The sequence below is a fragment of the Terricaulis silvestris genome, from assembly GCF_009792355.1.
GTDB lineage: Bacteria > Pseudomonadota > Alphaproteobacteria > Caulobacterales > Aquidulcibacteraceae > Vitreimonas > Vitreimonas silvestris.
In genome coordinates this window covers 547,959-566,349 of the sequence record NZ_CP047045.1, presented here as the reverse complement: position 1 = coordinate 566,349, position 18,391 = coordinate 547,959, and the positions used below count along the sequence as shown (strand labels likewise).

Annotated in this window: 15 protein-coding genes; 8 read left to right on the top strand and 7 right to left on the bottom strand. The window is 62.1% G+C overall.

The window, feature by feature from the left end; all coding sequences use genetic code 11:
- Positions 1-57 precede the first annotated feature (57 nt).
- Both DSM104635_RS02585 and DSM104635_RS02580 read right to left on the bottom strand, forming a co-directional pair.
- Complete coding sequence (locus DSM104635_RS02585; protein ID WP_158764704.1) at positions 58-618, bottom strand: TetR/AcrR family transcriptional regulator; 561 nt, start codon at positions 616-618, stop codon at positions 58-60.
- 99 nt (positions 619-717) lie between these two features.
- Positions 718-1,551, bottom strand: coding sequence for an alpha/beta fold hydrolase (locus tag DSM104635_RS02580; RefSeq protein WP_158764703.1), 834 nt, complete (start codon positions 1,549-1,551; stop codon positions 718-720).
- A 114-nt stretch (positions 1,552-1,665) separates the two neighbouring features.
- Between DSM104635_RS02580 and DSM104635_RS02575 the strand changes: the two genes are divergently transcribed.
- Both DSM104635_RS02575 and DSM104635_RS02570 read left to right on the top strand, forming a co-directional pair.
- Positions 1,666-2,514 carry an alpha/beta fold hydrolase gene (locus DSM104635_RS02575; RefSeq protein ID WP_158764702.1) on the top strand — a complete coding sequence of 283 codons (849 nt, stop codon included), beginning with the start codon at positions 1,666-1,668 and terminating at the stop codon, positions 2,512-2,514.
- Positions 2,515-2,553: 39 nt separating this feature from the next.
- On the top strand, positions 2,554-2,973 hold the full coding sequence (locus tag DSM104635_RS02570; RefSeq protein ID WP_158764701.1) for an ester cyclase: 420 nt from the start codon (positions 2,554-2,556) through the stop codon (positions 2,971-2,973).
- 36 nt (positions 2,974-3,009) lie between these two features.
- Here the strand turns inward: DSM104635_RS02570 and DSM104635_RS02565 are convergent, their stop codons facing one another.
- Positions 3,010-3,747, bottom strand: coding sequence for an SDR family oxidoreductase (locus DSM104635_RS02565; RefSeq protein ID WP_158764700.1), 738 nt, complete (start codon positions 3,745-3,747; stop codon positions 3,010-3,012).
- 163 nt (positions 3,748-3,910) lie between these two features.
- Entirely contained in the window at positions 3,911-4,996 is a 1,086-nt protein-coding gene (locus DSM104635_RS02560; RefSeq protein WP_187448163.1) for an aldo/keto reductase, read from the bottom strand.
- 86 nt (positions 4,997-5,082) lie between these two features.
- On the opposite strand from DSM104635_RS02560, the gene DSM104635_RS02555 reads away from it, so the two are divergent.
- The 5 genes from DSM104635_RS02555 (at position 5,083) to DSM104635_RS02535 (ending at position 11,179) form a co-directional block, all read left to right on the top strand.
- Entirely contained in the window at positions 5,083-5,490 is a 408-nt protein-coding gene (locus DSM104635_RS02555; protein WP_187448162.1) for a MarR family winged helix-turn-helix transcriptional regulator, read from the top strand.
- A gap of 397 nt (positions 5,491-5,887) precedes the next feature.
- Positions 5,888-6,241 (top strand): DUF1428 domain-containing protein, encoded by a 354-nt coding sequence (locus tag DSM104635_RS02550; protein WP_158764698.1) that lies wholly within the window; start codon positions 5,888-5,890, stop codon positions 6,239-6,241.
- A gap of 1,047 nt (positions 6,242-7,288) precedes the next feature.
- A complete protein-coding gene (locus DSM104635_RS02545; protein WP_158764697.1) occupies positions 7,289-8,557 on the top strand; it encodes a cytochrome P450 in 1,269 nt (422 codons plus the stop codon).
- A gap of 11 nt (positions 8,558-8,568) precedes the next feature.
- A complete protein-coding gene (locus tag DSM104635_RS02540; protein WP_158764696.1) occupies positions 8,569-9,678 on the top strand; it encodes an alcohol dehydrogenase catalytic domain-containing protein in 1,110 nt (369 codons plus the stop codon).
- 10 nt (positions 9,679-9,688) lie between these two features.
- On the top strand, positions 9,689-11,179 hold the full coding sequence (locus DSM104635_RS02535) for an aldehyde dehydrogenase family protein (RefSeq protein WP_158764695.1): 1,491 nt from the start codon (positions 9,689-9,691) through the stop codon (positions 11,177-11,179).
- Between the two features lie 122 nt (positions 11,180-11,301).
- On the opposite strand, the gene DSM104635_RS02530 is transcribed toward DSM104635_RS02535, so the two are convergent.
- From DSM104635_RS02530 to DSM104635_RS02520, 3 genes are all read right to left on the bottom strand, one after another.
- Positions 11,302-13,476, bottom strand: coding sequence for a TonB-dependent receptor (locus DSM104635_RS02530; RefSeq protein WP_158764694.1), 2,175 nt, complete (start codon positions 13,474-13,476; stop codon positions 11,302-11,304).
- A 299-nt stretch (positions 13,477-13,775) separates the two neighbouring features.
- On the bottom strand, positions 13,776-16,178 hold the full coding sequence (locus tag DSM104635_RS02525; protein ID WP_158764693.1) for a TonB-dependent receptor: 2,403 nt from the start codon (positions 16,176-16,178) through the stop codon (positions 13,776-13,778).
- A gap of 204 nt (positions 16,179-16,382) precedes the next feature.
- Entirely contained in the window at positions 16,383-17,393 is a 1,011-nt protein-coding gene (locus DSM104635_RS02520; protein ID WP_158764692.1) for an amidohydrolase family protein, read from the bottom strand.
- A 58-nt stretch (positions 17,394-17,451) separates the two neighbouring features.
- On the opposite strand from DSM104635_RS02520, the gene DSM104635_RS02515 reads away from it, so the two are divergent.
- The gene (locus DSM104635_RS02515; protein WP_158764691.1) at positions 17,452-18,390 is read left to right on the top strand and encodes an alpha/beta hydrolase; all 939 of its coding nucleotides are present in this window, start codon (positions 17,452-17,454) and stop codon (positions 18,388-18,390) included.
- Position 18,391 lies beyond the last annotated feature (1 nt).

Genomic DNA, 18,391 nt, shown 5'->3' with positions numbered 1-18,391 from the left:
GTCTCAGCTGGCCGGAGACCGCATCAGCAAGTGGCCGAACCGGCCGGACGCGGCGACTCACCTCATGGCCGCCCTTATTGCGCGCACTTGCTCAGCGGCGACCAAATTGAACGGCTTGATCGACGCTTCCGCGCGCGCCACGGCCACAGCGCCTTCGCAGGCCGAAAGGAGCCCCGCTGCAAGTCCCTCCGCGCGATCGGCAGGCACGCCGCCTTCGACAAGCATCTCGCGCAGCACCTTGCGAAAGCGCTTGAAGAGTTCTCCCGCCCGCTCGCGCTGGGCCGCTGTGTCTGCGCCAAGCGTCACCGCCAGAAGCGCGCATCCCGCCTCAAGCCCGGAGCGCGTAAGCACAGTGCGCCAGAACGAGATGAAACTCTCCGCGACCTTGTCGGCTGGCTGACCACGAGCTCTCTCAATCGCACCCAAAGCAAGCCGGCTTGCCTCATCCATCGCTGCGAGGACGAGTTCATCCTTGCCGCCCGGAAAATGGTGATAGAGCGAGCCCCGGGGAGCGCCGGCCGCCTCCAACACTTCCGAAAACGAGGTTCCCTGCACGCCCTTGCGCGCAATGAGCCCCATCGCCTCCTCGATCATGCGTTGCCGGACGTCGCTTGCCACTTCTTGCACACCGCGCGCACTGACCGCGAGCTGCGGTGTTGCGCAAACGCCAAGCTACCGGCCGTCGCATTGTTGGTCCAGCGGTGGGCCACCGTTAGGTCAAGCGTCCAAGAACCATTGCGCGTGACGGGCGAATGTCTCCGGATATTGGAAGATCGCCCCGTGTCCGGCGTCGGGATAAAGAATGAGCGTCGCGTTCTTCAGGTTCTGAAACATGAAGTAGGCGTTGGCGCACGGCAGCATCGTATCGCTGCTGCCGGACACAACGAGCGCCGGCTGTGTGATGGCGCTCAAGACCGTGTTGCTCGGATCCTTTTCCGCGCACCAGCCGATCAGGGCTTGCGTGTGCGATCGGCTAACGGCTTCGGTGCTCTCCGGGTCGCGGTCCTCGGTGCGCACGCGCGTACGCTGGATGAACGCCAAGCCCGCTGCCTGGCTCGTTTCTGATGAGGTGAAGAAAAGCGGTAGGCGCACATCGATCGCTTCTTTGTGTGAGAACGCCTCTTGGAGGACCGCCAGCAAATGCTCTTCCCCTCCTTGAGGGGCGGTGCCAGCGAGCACAAGCCGGCGCACCAGGCCGGGATACTTCGCGGCAAGCGATTGCGCGATGAAACCGCCCAAGGAGAAGCCCAGAAGATCGACCTGTGCGAACCCCAACGCTTGCACGAACTGCCTTGCGGCTTCCGTCATGTCCGCAACGTTGTTGGGCGTGGCCCCACTTGATCGTCCGACGCCAGGATTGTCGAAGACGATTACAGGTCTCGTTTCGGCAAGCGTGTTCACCACCAGCGGATCCCAGGAATCCATCGTTCCTGTGAAGTGCTGCAACAACACGAGCGGCGCGCCGTCGCTGCGGCCCAGGCGCCGATAGGCGAAGTCGATGCCGTCAGCCTGCACGAATTCGGTTGGGGCATCCTCTAGCTTGCGCGTCACCGGCTCCTCCTCTCACGTTGGATTGGATGCGTTCGCAATCGCTCGTCTTGACTATGATGCGCATCATACTTAGCCTATGACGCACATCATAGTCAACGAGATCGGACGCTGCCCATGACCGTCGATGCACTTCCCGATATAGGCGCCGTCTCCACGACGGAAATTGACGGCCTCGTCATCCGCCACGCGCGAAGCGGCGCCGCTAATGGCGTTCCCATCCTGCTCACAGCGCCTTGGCCCGAGAGCATCTATGCGTTTCGTCATGTCATTCCACGGCTGCGCCAGACGCACCCTCTGATCGCGGTCGATTTGCCGGGCTTCGGGCTCTCGCAGAGCAGGCCCGACGTGATGGCCCCGAAGGCTATGGGCGACTTCGTCATCAAGCTGCTTAGCCACTTCAAAGTGAACCGAGCGCACGCGATCACGCCCGATGTCGGAGCGCTCGCGATTTTGTTCGCCGCCGCCGAAAAGGGCGACTTGTTCGAGAGCATCGCTCTGGGATCGGGCGCCCTGCGCGCCGAGATGGCCGCGGGCGTGCTCTACGATTTGATCCATTCACCGACGGGCGCCTTTGCCACCGTCGACGGCGCCGAGGCAGTGGGCGACTATCTGAAGCACGCTTCAGAACTCACGCCGGCGCCAATCATCGAAGACTTCCGAAAGGCATCCGCGGGCCGGCGTTTCGAAGACGCCGTGCAGTATGTGCGAAATTACATTCCCGACCTTCCGAAGCTTGAGCCGCTGCTCTCAAGCATCGACACCCCGATCTTGATCATCGCCGGCAAAGACGACCCAATTGTACCTGCAGCGAACGGCCAATTCCTTGCCGAACGACTGCCTCGCAACCACTACGTGCTTCTCGACGCCCAACACCGCGCTTGGGAAGAAGCCGCTGACGGCTACACAGGTGAGATCGCGGTCTGGATGAACGGCGCCTATCGCTCGCAGAGCGGCCGGACGTGATCTCCAAGCAAATTCAACGAACTTAAGAGGAAGCCGCCTATGGGCATGACTGTCGATGAAGCACGAAGGATCGTTGCCCCTCTCTATGAAGCGCTGAACAGGCCCGCGGACAAAGACGTAGCGGCGTTGTTGGCAGAAGCAGCCAATCCCGACTACAAATCATATTCAACCAACCAAGACTGGCTGACGCGCGATCAGCTGGCCGAGGTGTTCAAAGGCATCGGAGCGGTCATACCGGATCTGCGTTGGACCATTGAGGAGATCCAGACCGTTGACGACAAGATCGTTGTGCGCGGCGAGGCGAGTGGCACGCCGATGCGCGACCTCTACGGCGCCAAACCCACGGGCAAGAGCTTCAAGACCATTTCGATCGATCTGTTCACGGTAAAGAACGGCAAGCTTGCAACCGCGTATCACGTCGAGAACTGGATGGCTGCGGTGGAACAGATCAGCAAATGAGCGCGGCGCGGCGAGCCAATAGACCTCGCCCCGCGCTCAATTCTGCACGGTGGGCCGAACGACAATGTCGCCGACGTCCACATCGTCCGGCTGCTGGATCGCAAACGCCATCGCGCGGGCAATCGCTTCAGGCGCCAACGCGATTTCATCCATGCGCTTCTGGATTTCTGCTTTGACCCCCGCGTCCGTCATGGATTCGGCAAAACGGGTTCCGACGAATCCCGGCGAGATGCCGGTCACGCGATACTTGCCGTCGGATTCGAGGCGCAGTCCCTCGCTTATTGTGCGCACGGCGTTCTTAGTTGCGGCATAAATCGCCATGGTCGGGCTCATCTGGATGCCCGCGGTCGAGATCGTATTGACGAAATGCCCAGAGCCTTGCCGGCGAAAAATGGGCAAAGCGGCGGCGATACCGTACAACAACCCGTTGATGTTGACGTCAACCATCGCCTCCCAATCCTCGACGCGCAATTCTGCGAGCATCGAGATGGGACCGATCCCGGCGTTGCTGATCAGCACATCAAGCTTGCCATGGGAATCGGTCGCCACGGCGACAAGCGCTGCCATGTCTTGTCGCTTCGACACGTCGGTGCGCCGATGAAGGGCACTACCTCCTGCGTCACGAACTTCGCGCGCCACAGCCTCCAATTCATCGCCGCCTCGCGCGCCGAGCACGACCTTCGCCCCTTGACCCGCCAGCAATAGCGCAGCCGCGCGGCCGATGCCGCTGCTGGCGCCGGTTATCACGATCACTTTGCCATCTATGCCCGTCATGGGAGCGCCTCCTGTTCGAACGAAATGGTGCTTGTAGGCGGACGTTCAATTCAAGGCGTCGCCTAGCGGGAAAGCTCCGAAGGCTGAAGCAAAACCGGCCGCACCACACCGCGAGCGAGACCGCCATCAAGCGCTTCGGCAAGCTCGAGACGAGCCGCCGTTTTTAGTAAGGTTTGTCGCCTTGCTGCATGACGAATCCGGATACCGGTGCGGAGACGCCGTTGACGCTCGCGCCGCCATTGAGGATCGCCGGCGCCATCGGCAGCATACTCTGGGGGAAGCCGAGCTTGGGCTGGGTCAGCATGTCGAGCTTTGCCATTTCGTCGGCCGTGAGTTTGATGTCGAGCGCTTTGATATTGTCCTCAAGCTGGGAGAGGCGACGCGCACCGATGATCGGCGAAGCGACGCCGGGTTTGGTTGAGAGCCAGGCGAGCGAGACGGCGGCGACCGAAGTGTCGTGGGCCTTGGCGATGATTTCGAGCTGGTCGATGACCGCATAGGTCTGCTCGTTCAGAGAACCCTCAAGGAAAACGCCGCGATCACCTTTCATCTGCCCAGCATTGGCGCGTGTGTACTTGCCGCTGAGCGCCCCGCTCTTCAGCGGCGACCAGGGCGTGACGCCCAGCCCAAATTCGAGCGCCAGAGGGACGAGTTCCTGCTCGACGCTGCGTTCGAGCAACGAGTATTCGATCTGCAGCGCCACGAAGGCCGACCAGTTCCGGAACTGCGCCATCGTATTGGCTTGCGCGATCTTCCAGGCGGGGGTGTCGGAGACACCGATGTAGCGGACCTTGCCGGCGCGCACGAGATCGTCGAGCGCGGCCATGGTCTCATCAATGGGTGTATTCTCATCCCAGATGTGCAGCCAATAGAGATCGATATAGTCTGTCTGCAATCGCCGCAGTGAATTCTCGGCCGCGTTGACGACGGCCTTGCGGCCCGAGCCGCCGCCATTGGGATCGCCGGGATAGAGATTGCCGCTGAACTTGGTCGCGATCACCAGCCGGTCACGGCGCGCCTTGTGGCGCCCAATATGGTCGCCGATGATCTTTTCCGAGTGGCTCTTGGTGTAGAAATTGGCGGTGTCGATGAAATTGCCGCCAAGTTCGACATAGCGATCGATGATCTGTTGCGATTCTTCGACCGAGGAACCCCAGCCGAGATCCTCGCCGAAGGTCATCGCGCCCAGGCAAAATGGGCTGACGCGCAGGCCGGAACGGCCCAGGGTGATGTAATGATCAAGCGCCATGCTATCCACTCCATGACTTTTGTGCAATTTTGCGATAGTTCAGTTCTGTATTAACTTGGAATGAGCGAGCGAGGCCGCAAGGGGCGATGGCGAAAATTGACGCGGCAGAAATTTGGGGACTGAATTATCGCCTGCTGATGTCGGCGATCGCCGCGGCGTCGCCGGGTATCGAGCGCCTTGGGATCGAAACCAAGGAATTGTTCGTCCTGGCAGAGATCGACGCTCACCCCTATCCGGCCGAGCTGGCCGAAGCTTTGAATATGCCCAAGGCCACCGTCACCTTGTATGTGAAGCGCTTGGAAGCTTCGGGCTTTTTGCGCCGCGAGATCGATGCCGGGGATTTAAGAAGGCATCGATTGAAGCTGACGCCTTCGGGGCGCGCGTGCGTGCGCCAGGGGATGAAGCTGCTCGCGGAGGCGTTTGAGCCGTGTCTCGGCCGCCTGAGTGCCGCTCAGCGGCGCGACCTCAAGAGCCTTCTTGAGCGCATGGTCTAGCGCGGCGCCACGCCGGAGTGACGCCAATGCCCGCCTCCTAAGGCGTCGGCGCCTGTCGGCGGCCGCGCCTCTCGTGGCTAGCGCACGCTGCAGTCGCCGCGTCTCCGCCTGGGGGGTTCGATCGCTGATGGGCGGTCAAGTGCCATCGTGCTCGCGCGCGATGGCCGACGGAAGGTGTCGGGGCGCGGAGCGTCCCTCTTCATCTCGACCTTGCCCTGCTCGGGCCGCGGTCGAATACGGAGCAAGTGGCGTGATTGGGCGTCGCGCTGCCCGGCGGTCCACTCGATAACAGCCCCGGACTGTCCGCCAGTCACTGACAACGTCGACGGCGCAATGACTCGAGAGGACAGATGACGGATAATGGCGCGTCCACAACCATGCATGAGAAGGAACAGCAATGGCCTACGTCCAGGGTGCAGTGATCCCGGTGAAAACCAGCAACAAGGAAGCCTATCTCAAGGCGATAAAACTGATCTCCGCCATCTACAAAGAGAGCGGCGCTCTATCGACCATGGACGCGTGGGGCGTGGACGTACCCGACGGCACAACGACCGATTTCAAAAAAGCCGTGAAGGCAGAGCCGGACGAAACCGTCGTCTTTTCGTGGATGATCTGGCCCGACAAGGCGACGGCCGAGGCGGCGAGCATGAAGTTGCGCGCCGATCCGCGCATGAACCCGGCCGAAATGCCTTTCGACATGCGACGGATGATTTTCGGCGGCTTCGAGCCGCTACACGAGACGAAGGCCTAAACCGGCGTACTAGGATCGGTCGGGGGATTGGTTCGCCCGCGCTTTGGGCCAATCCCTGCTCTTCCGACGCAAAGTTACGAGCGACACGATACGCATTCATCCGCCGCTTCATCCCAGGAAGAGACATTCGAGAAGTACCGCCTGAAAGCGGACGTTCAGCCAACTATTCCCACTCGATTGTCTATCGACCCCGCGCCACTTATCGCTGTCGCTCGCTGGGCTAGTGCGCTTTCAAGCGATACCGTCAAGCACACCTTCAGTATTTATTCCCAAGCACGTCGCCGCGCTCGACGAACGCGCGCGATGGCTGGCGTTCGTCACTCCGACAACTAGTCATGTCGCACCGACGGCAAATTCGCCACGGCATGTTCACGCTTGCTGTTTCCGCTCATTTCCCTTGGAGCGAATGTGCGAGGCAGAGAGCGAAAATGGAGCGATTCCTTATGCGCGCCCGATTCTGACCTCGATGTCGGAACCCTCACTATCCCTGAAAAAGCAAAGAGCGCCTATACGCCAAGCTCTTCCCCGGGGCGGCACGCATGGATCGACGACGGCGCGCAACGCCGGCAAGTGGCGCGCCAACGCTTTACGCGTTCGCCCACGATGCGCACACGAGGTCCGCGACCACCGCCGCATCGCGCGCAGCGTAGATCACGGCGAAATCCGGAGCCTCGTGCCGCCAGCTTGATCAGCTTCCCCAGCAATGAGCCCTTGCCGCTCCCGCGCCACATATCCAGACGTCCGCCGGTCCCAAAGCCCTCGAAAACAAGGCGTCGAACGCTCAATGTTGTCCGTGGCTGAACGGAATAGTGGTCCGGGAAGGACAACGTTGAGCCTGATCCACCCAAAGCGGCCCGAATAGCCGGGCGTCCGAGCATCGCCGGACCAGGAGGAATGCCGCCGGAACACACCTCATTCCGGCATGACCATTTCTTCGTTGCCGTTGCCACTAGTCAGCGGACACTCACGCCTGCACCGGCGCCGAGAGAACCGCCGGGCGGACGGCGTCCAAGCGGGTGACCTGCGCGGCGCCAAGGGAGGCGCAGCGTGTCTGACGACGTCAAAATCACTTCGCCCGCCTTCTTCGCATCCGGCGATCCGATGGCCATCCTGGCCAAGTGGCGAAAAGAAGAGCCCGTTCGTTGGACGGAGGGCGGCCTCTCGCGTGGCTTTTGGTCTCTGACCAAGCACGCCGACGCGATGCACGTCTTCATGAACGATAACAAGGCGTTCTCAATCCAGCGCTACGGCGCCTCGCTGCCACAAAATGCCGAGATGGACGATATTGAGAAGAGCGAGTTCATGCGGCTCATCCGTTCGGGCGCCAACCTGTCGGTCATGGACGGTGAGCCGCACATGACGATGCGTCGGGTCTTTAACGAGCGCTTCACTGTCGGCGGCATCGCTGAACTCGAACAACTGATCCGCGACTGCGCCAAGAAAATCCTCAGCGACGTGCTGCCGCGTGGCGAGTGCGACTTCACGGTGGACATAGCCGGCCGCCTACCGCTCGCCGTCATTAGCGCCATGATGGATTTGCCGGAGTCTGACTGGGACGATCTCTATCGCTGGAACAACATGAGCGCTGCGCCGGAAGACCCGGAATGGAGCGTGGGGACGCCGCTGGAGACCAGCCAAGCGGGCACGATCAACCTTGTCCAATATTGCGCCAAGCTTGCGTTGGAGCGCCGCGGCGGCAATGGCAACGATCTGCTGAGCGCCCTCGCCCGCACCGAGATCGACGGCGAACCACTGTCGCCGGACAAGCTTGGCTTCAATGGCCTCATGTTCTTCGCGGCCGGCCATGAAACGACGCGCGCGGCTCTATCCGCTGCGTTACTCGAAATGATGCGCGATCCGGCGCAATGGCGCGCCCTGCGAGAGCGACGTCACGATCCGGCGGCAGTGAAGGCCGCGGCGGAGGAAGGTGTGCGTTGGGCTTCGCCGCTGACGCACACGCTGCGAACGGCGACAGAAGACATGGTCATTGGCGGCCAGAAGATTAAAGAGGGCGATTGGGTCGTGGTGTGGATCGTCTCGGCCAATCGTGACGAAGCCGTGTTCGCAAATCCAATGCGCTTCGACAGCGCGCGCACGCCGAACAACCATCTGGGCTTCGCCATCGGCAAGCACCATTGCCTCGGTGCCCATCTGGCGCGGGCGGAAATGCGCATCCTATTTGAGTATCTGCTTGAGCACATGCCTGATCCACCCGAACTCGTGGGCGAGCCGCAGATGGCGGCGTCGACGCTGTTCTGGGGCGTCAAGCATATGCCCATCAAGTTCAAACCCAGCGCTGGGATCGCCGCGCACTAGGAGGCGTCACCATGGAAGCGCGTGCAGCCATCTCTCACAGCGCCAAGGCGCCACTTACGATTGAGGCCGTCACGCTTGGCGAACCGGGGCCGGGTCAAGTGCTGATCGAAGCAAAGGCCGCCGGGCTTTGCCACTCCGACCTCTTCGTCATGGATGGCGGCGTGCCGATGAGCCGGCCGCTGATCCCCGGTCACGAAGGCGCAGGCGTCGTGATCGCGTGCGGCCCAGGCGTGAAGTCGCTCAAAGTCGGCGATCGTGTTGTGACATGCGCGATCGGCGAATGCGGCGAGTGCGGGCAGTGCGCCACGCGGCGCACGAATCTTTGCGAGAAGGCCGGCCTACCCGCGATGGGCGTGGGCTTTGCACCCTCGCCGCACTTCACACTGAACGACGGGCCTGTTTCCGTGCTTGCGCCCGGCGCAGCGTTCGCCAGTCACACCATTGTCGACGAGGTCTTCGCCACGAAGATCCCGAATGGCGTGCCATTCGACGTCGCATGTCTATTTGGCTGCGCAGTACCCACCGGCGTCGGATCGGTGCTCTACACGGCGTTGGTCGAGGCGGGCGCCTCCGTTGTGGTGTTTGGATTAGGCGGCGTCGGATTGAACGTCGTCGACGGCGCCCAACTCGCCGGCGCGGCGCAGATCATCGGAGTCGACGCCAATCCGGCGAAAGAATCCGTGGGCCGCCAATTCGGCATGACGCACTTCATCGACGCGCGGAAAACCGACGACATCACCGGCGCGATCCGAGACCTGACAGGCGGCGCGGGTGCGGACTATGCATTCGAGTGCGTCGGCAATATCGACCTCGGCCCAAAAGCGCTCGGCGCCACGCGGCTGGAATGGGGCGTACTGGTGCAGATCGGCGCCTGCCCGCCTGGACGCGATCAGCTGGCTATCCCGGTATCATCTGTGCTCTCTGGCCGCAGTGTGATGGGCTCGTTTTTTGGCAAGTCAAAGCCGCGCACCGACATCGCTCGAATGATGGATTGGTTTGTGCAAGGCAAGCTCCACTCCGATGCGCTGGTCAGCCACCGCCTGCCGCTCGAACGCATCAACGAAGGTTTCAAGATGATGGAACGCGGCGAAAGCATCCGCACCGTCATCACATTCGACTAGCGAGGATCCCATGGCAGACGCAACCACAACGGTGACAACGCCGAACGACACCGTACGCTCGTTCCTGGCGAGCCCGAAGGGCCTCCTGATCGACGGCAAGATCGCACCGGCGCAATCCGGCAAGACGTTCGACGCCATCAATCCCGCCACGGAAGCGAAAATCGGCGCCGCAGCCTCCGGCGAGGCAGCAGACGTCGACGCCGCAGTCAAGGCCGCGCGGCGCACCTTCGAACAGAAGAGCTGGCGCGGCATGCCTCCGCACGAACGCACCAAGCTCCTGCTCGCTATCGCCGACATTGTCGAAAAGCACGTCGAAGAGCTGGCGCAGATGGAGACGTTGAACAACGGCTGCCCCATCTCGTTTGCGCGCGCCCAGGTGGCGGATGTCGCCAACACATTCCGCTACTACGCCGGCTGGCCAACTAAGATTTATGGCGAAACCAATCCATCCGGCCCAGACACGCTGAACTACACGCTGCGTGAGCCGGTCGGCGTCTGCGGCCAGATAATTCCGTGGAACGGTCCGCTGAGTTCCGCCTCGTGGAAGATCGCCCCCGCGCTCGCGTGCGGCAACACGGTTGTGCTGAAACCCGCCGAGCAAACGCCGCTCACGGCGATCCGCTTCGGCGAACTAATGCTTGAAGCTGGCGTGCCTCCCGGCGCCGTCAACGTCGTCACAGGATTTGGCGAAACCGCGGGCGCCGCACTGGTTGCGCATCCCGATGTCGACAAGATCGCTTTCACAGGCTCGACGGATGTCGGCAAGCTTATCGTGCGGGCTGCAGCAAGCACGCTGAAGCGCGTCACGCTTGAGCTGGGTGGCAAGTCGCCCAACATTGTCTTCCCCGATGCCGATCTCGACCGCGCGGCCAGCGCCAGCGTTAGCGGCTTCTGTTTCCTCTCGGGCCAAATCTGCGTCGCCAGCTCCCGCGTGTTTGTGCATCGCGATGTCCACGACGCCTTCCTGGAGAAGCTCATCGCCAATGCCGCGGCGTTCGCGCCAGGCGATCCTATGGATGCGCGCACCATGATGGGCCCGCTGGTCTCGCGCGAACAGTTCGAGCGCGTCACCGGCTACTTCGATGTCGGCCGCAAGGACGGTGCGAAGGTCGCGCTCGGAGGCGCGGCGCGCGGCGGAAAAGGCTATTTCGTTCAGCCCACCGTCTTCACTGGCGTCAGCAATGACATGCGCATCGCACGCGAGGAGATCTTCGGCCCGGTGGCGGCGGTGATCCCGTTTACGGACGAGGAAGATGTCATCCGCCAAGCCAACCAAACCGATTTTGGTCTCGCCGCCGCGGTGTGGACGCGCGACATCGGCCGCGCACACAAAGTCGCCGCGGCGCTGCGCGCGGGCACGGTGTGGATCAACACCTACCTCCAAGTGGACGCGATCTCGCCGTTCGGCGGCTATAAGCAATCCGGATTTGGCCGCGAGCTTGGCCGGGCTTCGATCGACGCTTACACAGAGACGAAGTCGGTCTACGCCAATCTAGCCTAACGCCTAAGCCGCGCGCGCCTCAGACACGCGCCTCCTCAATACGAAATGGTCCGCGTCATTGACGCGGACCACTCGCCCTTCGCATCCGCCACGAGGGTGAGCCGAGGCGGTTATACGAGCCCCTAGTTCAGATTGACCCCAACCGCGACGCCGTAGCTCATCGGATCGACGTAGGTGTATGGGGAACCGAAGGCGTTCAGGTTTCGGCCGACATAGTCCTCGTCAGTGAGATTGCGGCCCCAGAGCCGCGCGTACCAGTTATCGCCTGGCGCATTGTATTGAATCGCTGCGCTAAGCTGACCATACGGATCGATATAGTTGCCGTCCCCGACGACGGTTTTGTAGCCATCCGTGTAGAAGTAGCTGGCGTTGAAGTTTACTGAGCCTTGGTTCTGCAGCGGAATGGTGTAGTCGGCGCCCAGGGTGAACGAATAATCGGGCGAGTAGATCGCCTGTTCGCCGGTTGCATCAAGCGTAATCGCCGTGCCGCCGACGAAACCGGGCGTGAAGCCCGAAGCGCCGGAGAAGTCCGAGTACTCGGCGTGCAACAGCGAGATGTTAGCCGAAAGCCGCAGGTTATCGGTTGGGCGCAATCCGAGGTCGACGTCGAGACCGTAGATCTCTTCGCCACCGGCGTTTTGCAGGCTGGTCGCACCGCAAGAGCTTGGCGCGATCCGCGTCACCTGGATGTTCTGATAGTCGTAATAGAACACCGAGGTGTCGACCGTCAGGCCACCCGGCCAGCGTCCTTTGAGGCCAGCCTCATACGCATCGAGGATTTCGGACTCCACGGGCGTTTGGCCGGGGCAGAAATCGTTCAAGTTGAACGTGCCGCTCTTGAAGCCGCGATTGTAACTTAGATAGCCCATCAGGCCTTCACGGAAGGTGTGATCGAGCGCGATGCGCCAGCTCGGCTCCTCAAACGTCTCGGACTGATCGTCAGTGGCCAAGAGCGTCTGCGCTGGGAGAAAGATCATCGGTGTGAGCTGACCGATTCCGTATTGCTCGAACTGGAAGTTGCGCTCTTCCGAGGTATAGCGCACGCCGGCGGTGAGCCGCGTTGCGTCAGTGAGTTGATAGGTGCCCTGCGCGTAGACAGCCCAGGCATCGATCGGCCCACGTGCGAAAGTTTGAATGCGCGACGCGCCGGGCGTGGCGAGCACCTGTGCGTCGGTGCCGGGATACGGCGCGCCGACGCCGAATGTGAGCGGCGTCATCTCGGATTCGTTGTGCAGGTAGTAAACGCCCGCGACCCACTGCAACGGGCCATCACTTGTGGAGAGCAGCTGGAATTCCTGCGACCAATCCTTGGTGTTGCCAGGGTTGTCGAAGAAGAAAACATCCAAATCTGTCGCGTCGTAATCGAGGGTCGTCAGCGTCTCGAGGTCGGAAGCGCCCGTGGTCGACACTAGATCCACGTTCGGCATTGAATACCGCATCCGCAGCGAAGCGCGCAGGCCGGAGTTCTCAATGCGGTTGATCAACTGCGGCTCGGTGACCGTGTACGGATCGGGCGCCGCGGTGCCGCCAAAGAACACGCCCACCGGGATGGGATCGGTGAGTGCCATGTTCTGCGCGCCGCGGAGCACATTCGTGCTGTTGTCCATCCAGTTGAGGCCGAGCAAGGCTTCAAAATTGCTGGTCGGCGTGAAGAGCACCTGGCCGCTGATTGTCGTGCTTTCGAGTCCGCCCGTTTCCTCGCCCGTGCCGAGCACGGTGAAATAGTCGAAGCCATCGCGGCGCGTCGCTGCGATACTGGCCGCAACTGTATCACTGCCGCCGGTTGCGTAGACGCGTGCATTGGTGGCGTCGTAATTGCCGTAGCTCACTTCTGCGTTCAATTCGGCATCAGGCGACGGCCTGCGCGTCACAATGTTCACCGCCCCGCCTGTCGCGTTGCGCCCGAACAGCGTGCCTTGCGGTCCGCGCAGCACTTCGATGCGCTGGAGGTCCGCCATTTCAAAAACATTGGCCGCTTTGTCCGACTGGTAGATGCCGTCGATAAAAAGTGCGACTGACGGATCATTCCCGATCGCCGTCGAGTTGGCGCCAACGCCGCGGATGAAAGGCGTGAAGAATGCACCGGCAGTGGCGCCAGGGCTGGTCGTAAGGCCCGGCACGACGTTGGGCAGGTCAAGCGGCGTCGCCACGCCGGCGGTTTGAAGCTCAGTAGGCGTCACCGCTTGCACGGAAATAGGAACGCGGCTCAGCAGCTCCTCGCGCCGCTGTGCGGTGACGACGATTTCGCCGCTTTCGTCAGACGTTTCCTCCGGCGCCGTTTGTTGTGCAAACGCCATGCCCGGGGCTAACATCAAGGCGGCTAGTACGCCTCCGCAGAGAATTTTCGAAGTGCGTTCGCGGCGCTCGAACGCACGGGCTGGACCCAGATGGTTCACGACATTCCTCCCCGTCATCACAGCAATTCAGCCGTGTCTGATGCTCTTTTGGCATTCAAAAGGTACCGCTTAGCCCTTTGACACTTGCGCGATTTTTTGTGGCGGCGCGCAAAGGTTTTCTCATCGCCAGCCACGCGCAAAAGCGGCGGCGCTGAAGGGCGCCGCCGCAATTCTCAGATCATCGAAGGACGTAACCGCGCTTACGGACCGCCGAAGTTTACGCCAAACGTAACGCCATACGTGACGGGTCTGTTCTCGACGTACTGAAAGCCCTGCGCCTGCGGCGAGATGTAGATCGGATGCAGGTCGTCGGTGAGGTTGACGCCCCACGCGCGCAAGAACCAAGCATCGTTAGGCGCGTGATACGTCACCGAAGCAGCGAGCGTCTCGAATGAGGGAATCTCCGCGAAGATGCCGCCCGGGCTCACCGTGTAGCTCGACACGTACGACAGCGTACTCGACAGGGCGAGGCGCGATTCGTTTGCGAGTGGGATATCGTAATCGACAGTCACGTTGCCACTGAACTCCGGCGCGAAGATGAGGCTCTCGCCGCCCGCATCCACAGCGCACGAATAGTTTCCTCCAATCGGCGTACCCGCCGCGCGCGTACGCGCCTCGGCCATCGTGATGCCGACGCCGCCAACTGGCACCGGACAGGACGTGTTCACCGTCGTGCGCGGCAGGAAAATCTGGCCAGCGCCGTAATCGTCATATTCCGACTCCAGCCAGGTGAAGCCGCCGGTGAATGACAACGCCTCCGTGGCCCGCCATTCGAAGTCAATATCAATACCTTGCAGGCTCGCCTCGGCCGCATTCTGCACGGTCGTGATGCCGAAGCCGGTGATGAGGCCGACTTGGATATCCGAATACTCGTAGCTCCAGTAAGCGCCGTTGAGACGCAGGCGATTGCCGAACCATTGCGTCTTGAGGCCAACTTCCCACGCCGCCAGCTCTTCTGGATCGACCGCGGTCGTCGAAAGCGTGGTCTGATTGAACGCGCCGCTCTTGAAGCCGGTGTTGTAGCTGACATAGCCCATGATCGTGTCGGTGAAATTGTGATCTAGGGCGATGCGATAAGTCGTAGCGTCAAAATCTTGTGCGGCGCTCACCGTCGAATTGATGAGCGAGGTGTCAAACACCAGACCCGGCGCGCCGAGGACGCCGTTGTAAACGGGATCGCTTACCGTTCCCGCCACCGCTCGGTAGCGGAAGCTGTAGCCATCGACGGAGTGAGATTCCTCGCCGTAACGCACGCCAAGCGTGAGGCTCGTCGCCTCAGTGAAGTCATACGTACCTTGCCCGAACAACGCCCACGACTCCGTGGTGCCCATCGCGACAATGCCATTCACACAATAGGCACCGGATGCGCAGTAACCCGCATTGGTGAGGTCCTGCGGACGAATGGGTGAAGGCACGCCCGCCGCGGAAATGAAGTTCTCCCCCGGATTGCCGACGCCTTCATCGAACTGCATGTAGTGCGCGCCGACGATCCAGGACAGCGGGCTATCGTTGTCGGGAGACTGCAGCTGGAATTCCTGCGTGAACTGCTCGCCGATGCCAAAGGCGCCGGAATACGCGATTGTCGCGTTCGAAAAATCGGAGTCCGATAGCGTCGCTGCTTGGCCTTCGCCGTATCCCGTGATCGATACAAACGTGAACGCTGGAAGCTCGTACGTCACGTTGAGGCCAAGATTCCACGCTTCCTGGCGCGCAGTCGTTTCGTGATCCGAGCTGGACTCCCGTTCACCGGGCACGACAAAGCCGCTCGAGCCCGCAACCGAAAGCGTTCCGGGCTCCGGCCGCGCCGAGAGGAACGTCGCTTCGTCATAGTAGGTCTGGTTGCCGCTCAGGCGCACCGTGAGGTTGTCACTAGGCTCCCACAACACTACGCCTGCGAGGCTCCAGCTTTCGTGCGGATTCTGGTTCGTCTGTCGAACTGGATTGTAGATCCAGCCATCATGCTCTCGACCATTCACCGCGAAGTTTGCGCTCAGCGTGTCACCGAGCGGCGCGCCGCCATAGATGCTGAACGAGCGCTCGCCCATGTCGCCTGCGCCGACCGACGCTTCGAACTCGGGGCCGGATCCAGGATTACGCGTCAGGATGTTGACCGCGCCGCCCGTGGCGTTGCGACCGAACAGCGTGCCTTGTGGGCCGCGCAGCACTTCGATGCGGTCGATGTTGGCGAGATCGAACACGTTCGAGCTCTTGTTGCCAATGTAGACGCCATCGAGATAGACCGCGATTGAGCTTTCAAAGCCTGCAGACGACTGCGTCGACCCGACGCCGCGGATGAACGGCGTGAGCGCTGAGCCGATTTGATATGTGCGCAACCCGGGAACGACCGCTTGCAGATCGAGCGTACCGGCGACGCCGGCGTTCTCAAGCAGCTCGGCCGTTACAGGGGTAACCGCGATCGGCACGTCTTGCAGGCGCTCAGAACGTCTCTGCGCGGTAACGATGATATCGTCCACTGTGCCGTCATCGGCTTGCGCGGCCGGCGTATCCTGCGCAAACGCCGCAGGCGCCGTCGCCATAAACAACGAGCCGGCAAGTACGCTGGCTGAAGCGGCCCAGCGGGCCTTCTTGGAATTCCCCTTCATTTCGTCCCTCCCCAACCTCGCTTCTTGCAAGGGTCCGCGCAACGCGCGTCGAGCTCTGAGAGCTTTCTTCTTGGGCTGCGATCATGAGTTGAGGGTCGCAAGAGCGGCAAACGAGATAATCGTATGCGTCAATGAGCACTGGTCATGTTGCACGCGCGCGCAAGAAAATCGCGTTTTGCGCGCGTTCTTGAACTACTCGGCAACCTAGAGGTTTAGCCTATAAGCGCGCGCCGCGGCTTTGCAGAACAAGTCGCGCCTTTCATCGCTGGAGTAGTTGCGCGTGATGATTTTGAAGGCGTTCCAAAGCGCCCGGTAACTGCAGGACTGCTTATCAACCGGGAAGTTGCTCTCAAACATTGCGCGTTGTGGTCCGAACGCCGCGATCGCGGTCTCGATGTAAGGGCGCCACACTTCGGCGAGTTCATGTGAGGCTGGCGGCGTAGCGTGCGTTTCAAAGCCAAAACCGCACTGCGTCATGCCAAGTCCACCGAGCTTCACCAACACATTCGGACACGCCGACAGGTCTTCGATGCCCTGCGCCCAATGCGCAAACACCTCTGCTCGATTGTTCGCGTACGGACCAACGCCCAGCGGCGTTCCGGTGTGATTGAGAATAAGTGTTGTATCCGGCGCGGCGCGCGCGAACGCCGCAAGTTCACTGAGCTGCGTGAAGTAGAGATAGACATCAAGCACGAGCCCAAGAGCAGTCAGCTGCTCGACCCCCTCGCGGAACATCACGTCCAACAGGCCATGCGGCGGCGGCGACCTGCGCGACATCGAGCCTAATTCGGCATCATATTGCGCCTGGTGGCGCACGCCGCGAAAGCGCCCGGCGCCCGCCGTGATGTGCGCCTCTAGCGTTTCCCGCACACGCGAACCTTGCGTGAGGTCCGCGTGGCCCAGGATCGCCCCGCACATGCCCGATGCGCCAGCGGTCTCGGCCACGACGAATTCGGTTTCACCGACAGGCTTCAGATGCTCGGGACCATCCGGCCGGTAGCCAGCCATGCATTCGACGAACACCGTGTCGAGCACATTGTGCCCAGCACCCAGATCCGCGCCGAGTTCCGGCGCGCCATAGTGCTGCAGCGGCCGATGCCACAGGTGGTGGTGTGCGTCGACGATTGGCAGGTCTGGCTCAAGCACGGGCTCGGCCGCGCCTGACTGCCAGGCGTCCAGTTCCTGCATTGTGTGCGGCGGTTGAGCGTTACTCATGGGCGCCGCAGCCGAGCTGCTTTGCGCTGCGCTTCGTGTGCCGATAGCATTGCGCCTCATGAGCGCTCCAGACGCAATCGATCCCGAAATCCGCGCCGCGCGCGCCGCGCAAGCGGCGGCCGCAACGCCGTTCGACATCACCACGTTGCCGATCGCCGAGGGCCGCGAGCTGTCGAATGCCGCCGCTCTGTTCTTCAACGACGGGACGCCGGAGGTCGCGACGGTCGAAACCATCGCCATTGATGGTCCGGCGAGCACGCTGCGCGCGCGCATATTCAAGCCGGGCGCCACCGAGCGCGCGCTGCTCTACCTGCACGGCGGTGGCTGGGTGACGTGCAACGTTGATACACACGACAGCGTGATGCGACGGCTTTCGCTCGCGGCGAACGCCATCGTGGTGGGAGTCGACTTCCGTCTCGCGCCCGAACACCCATTTCCGGCGCCGCTGGATGACGCCATCGCGGCTTGGCGCTGGCTCGTCGCCAACGCCGCTGCTCTCGGCGTCCCTGACACAAAGCTCGGCGTCGCGGGCGACAGCGGCGGCGCCAGCCTCGCCCTGGCGCTCGCCATTGCAGAGCGCGACGCAGGCCGCCCATACCCACACGCCAGTGCGCTCTTCTACGGCGCCTTCGCGCCACAGTTCGACACGCCGAGCCATGCGCGGAATGGCGGGGGCGCCTACGGCCTGACGACGGAACGCATGCGCTGGTATTGGCGCCAGTACGTTCCTGGCGCGCTCGACTCCGCGCCGCCCCTCGCGGCGCCGCTGCGCGCCAATCTCGCGGGCCTGCGCGCGCACCACCTCAGTCTCGCCGATCTCGACGTCATTGCCGATGACACGCGCCTGCTGCACGAGAAATTCGCGGCCGTAGGCATCCCGTCCGAACTCGAGGAATGGAAGGGCGCCGTTCACGGCTTTATCCAGATGGGGCGCGACGTGGCGCTGGCACGTCAAGCCATCGCGAAGGCGGGCGATTTCCTGAAGCGCCGCCTCTAAC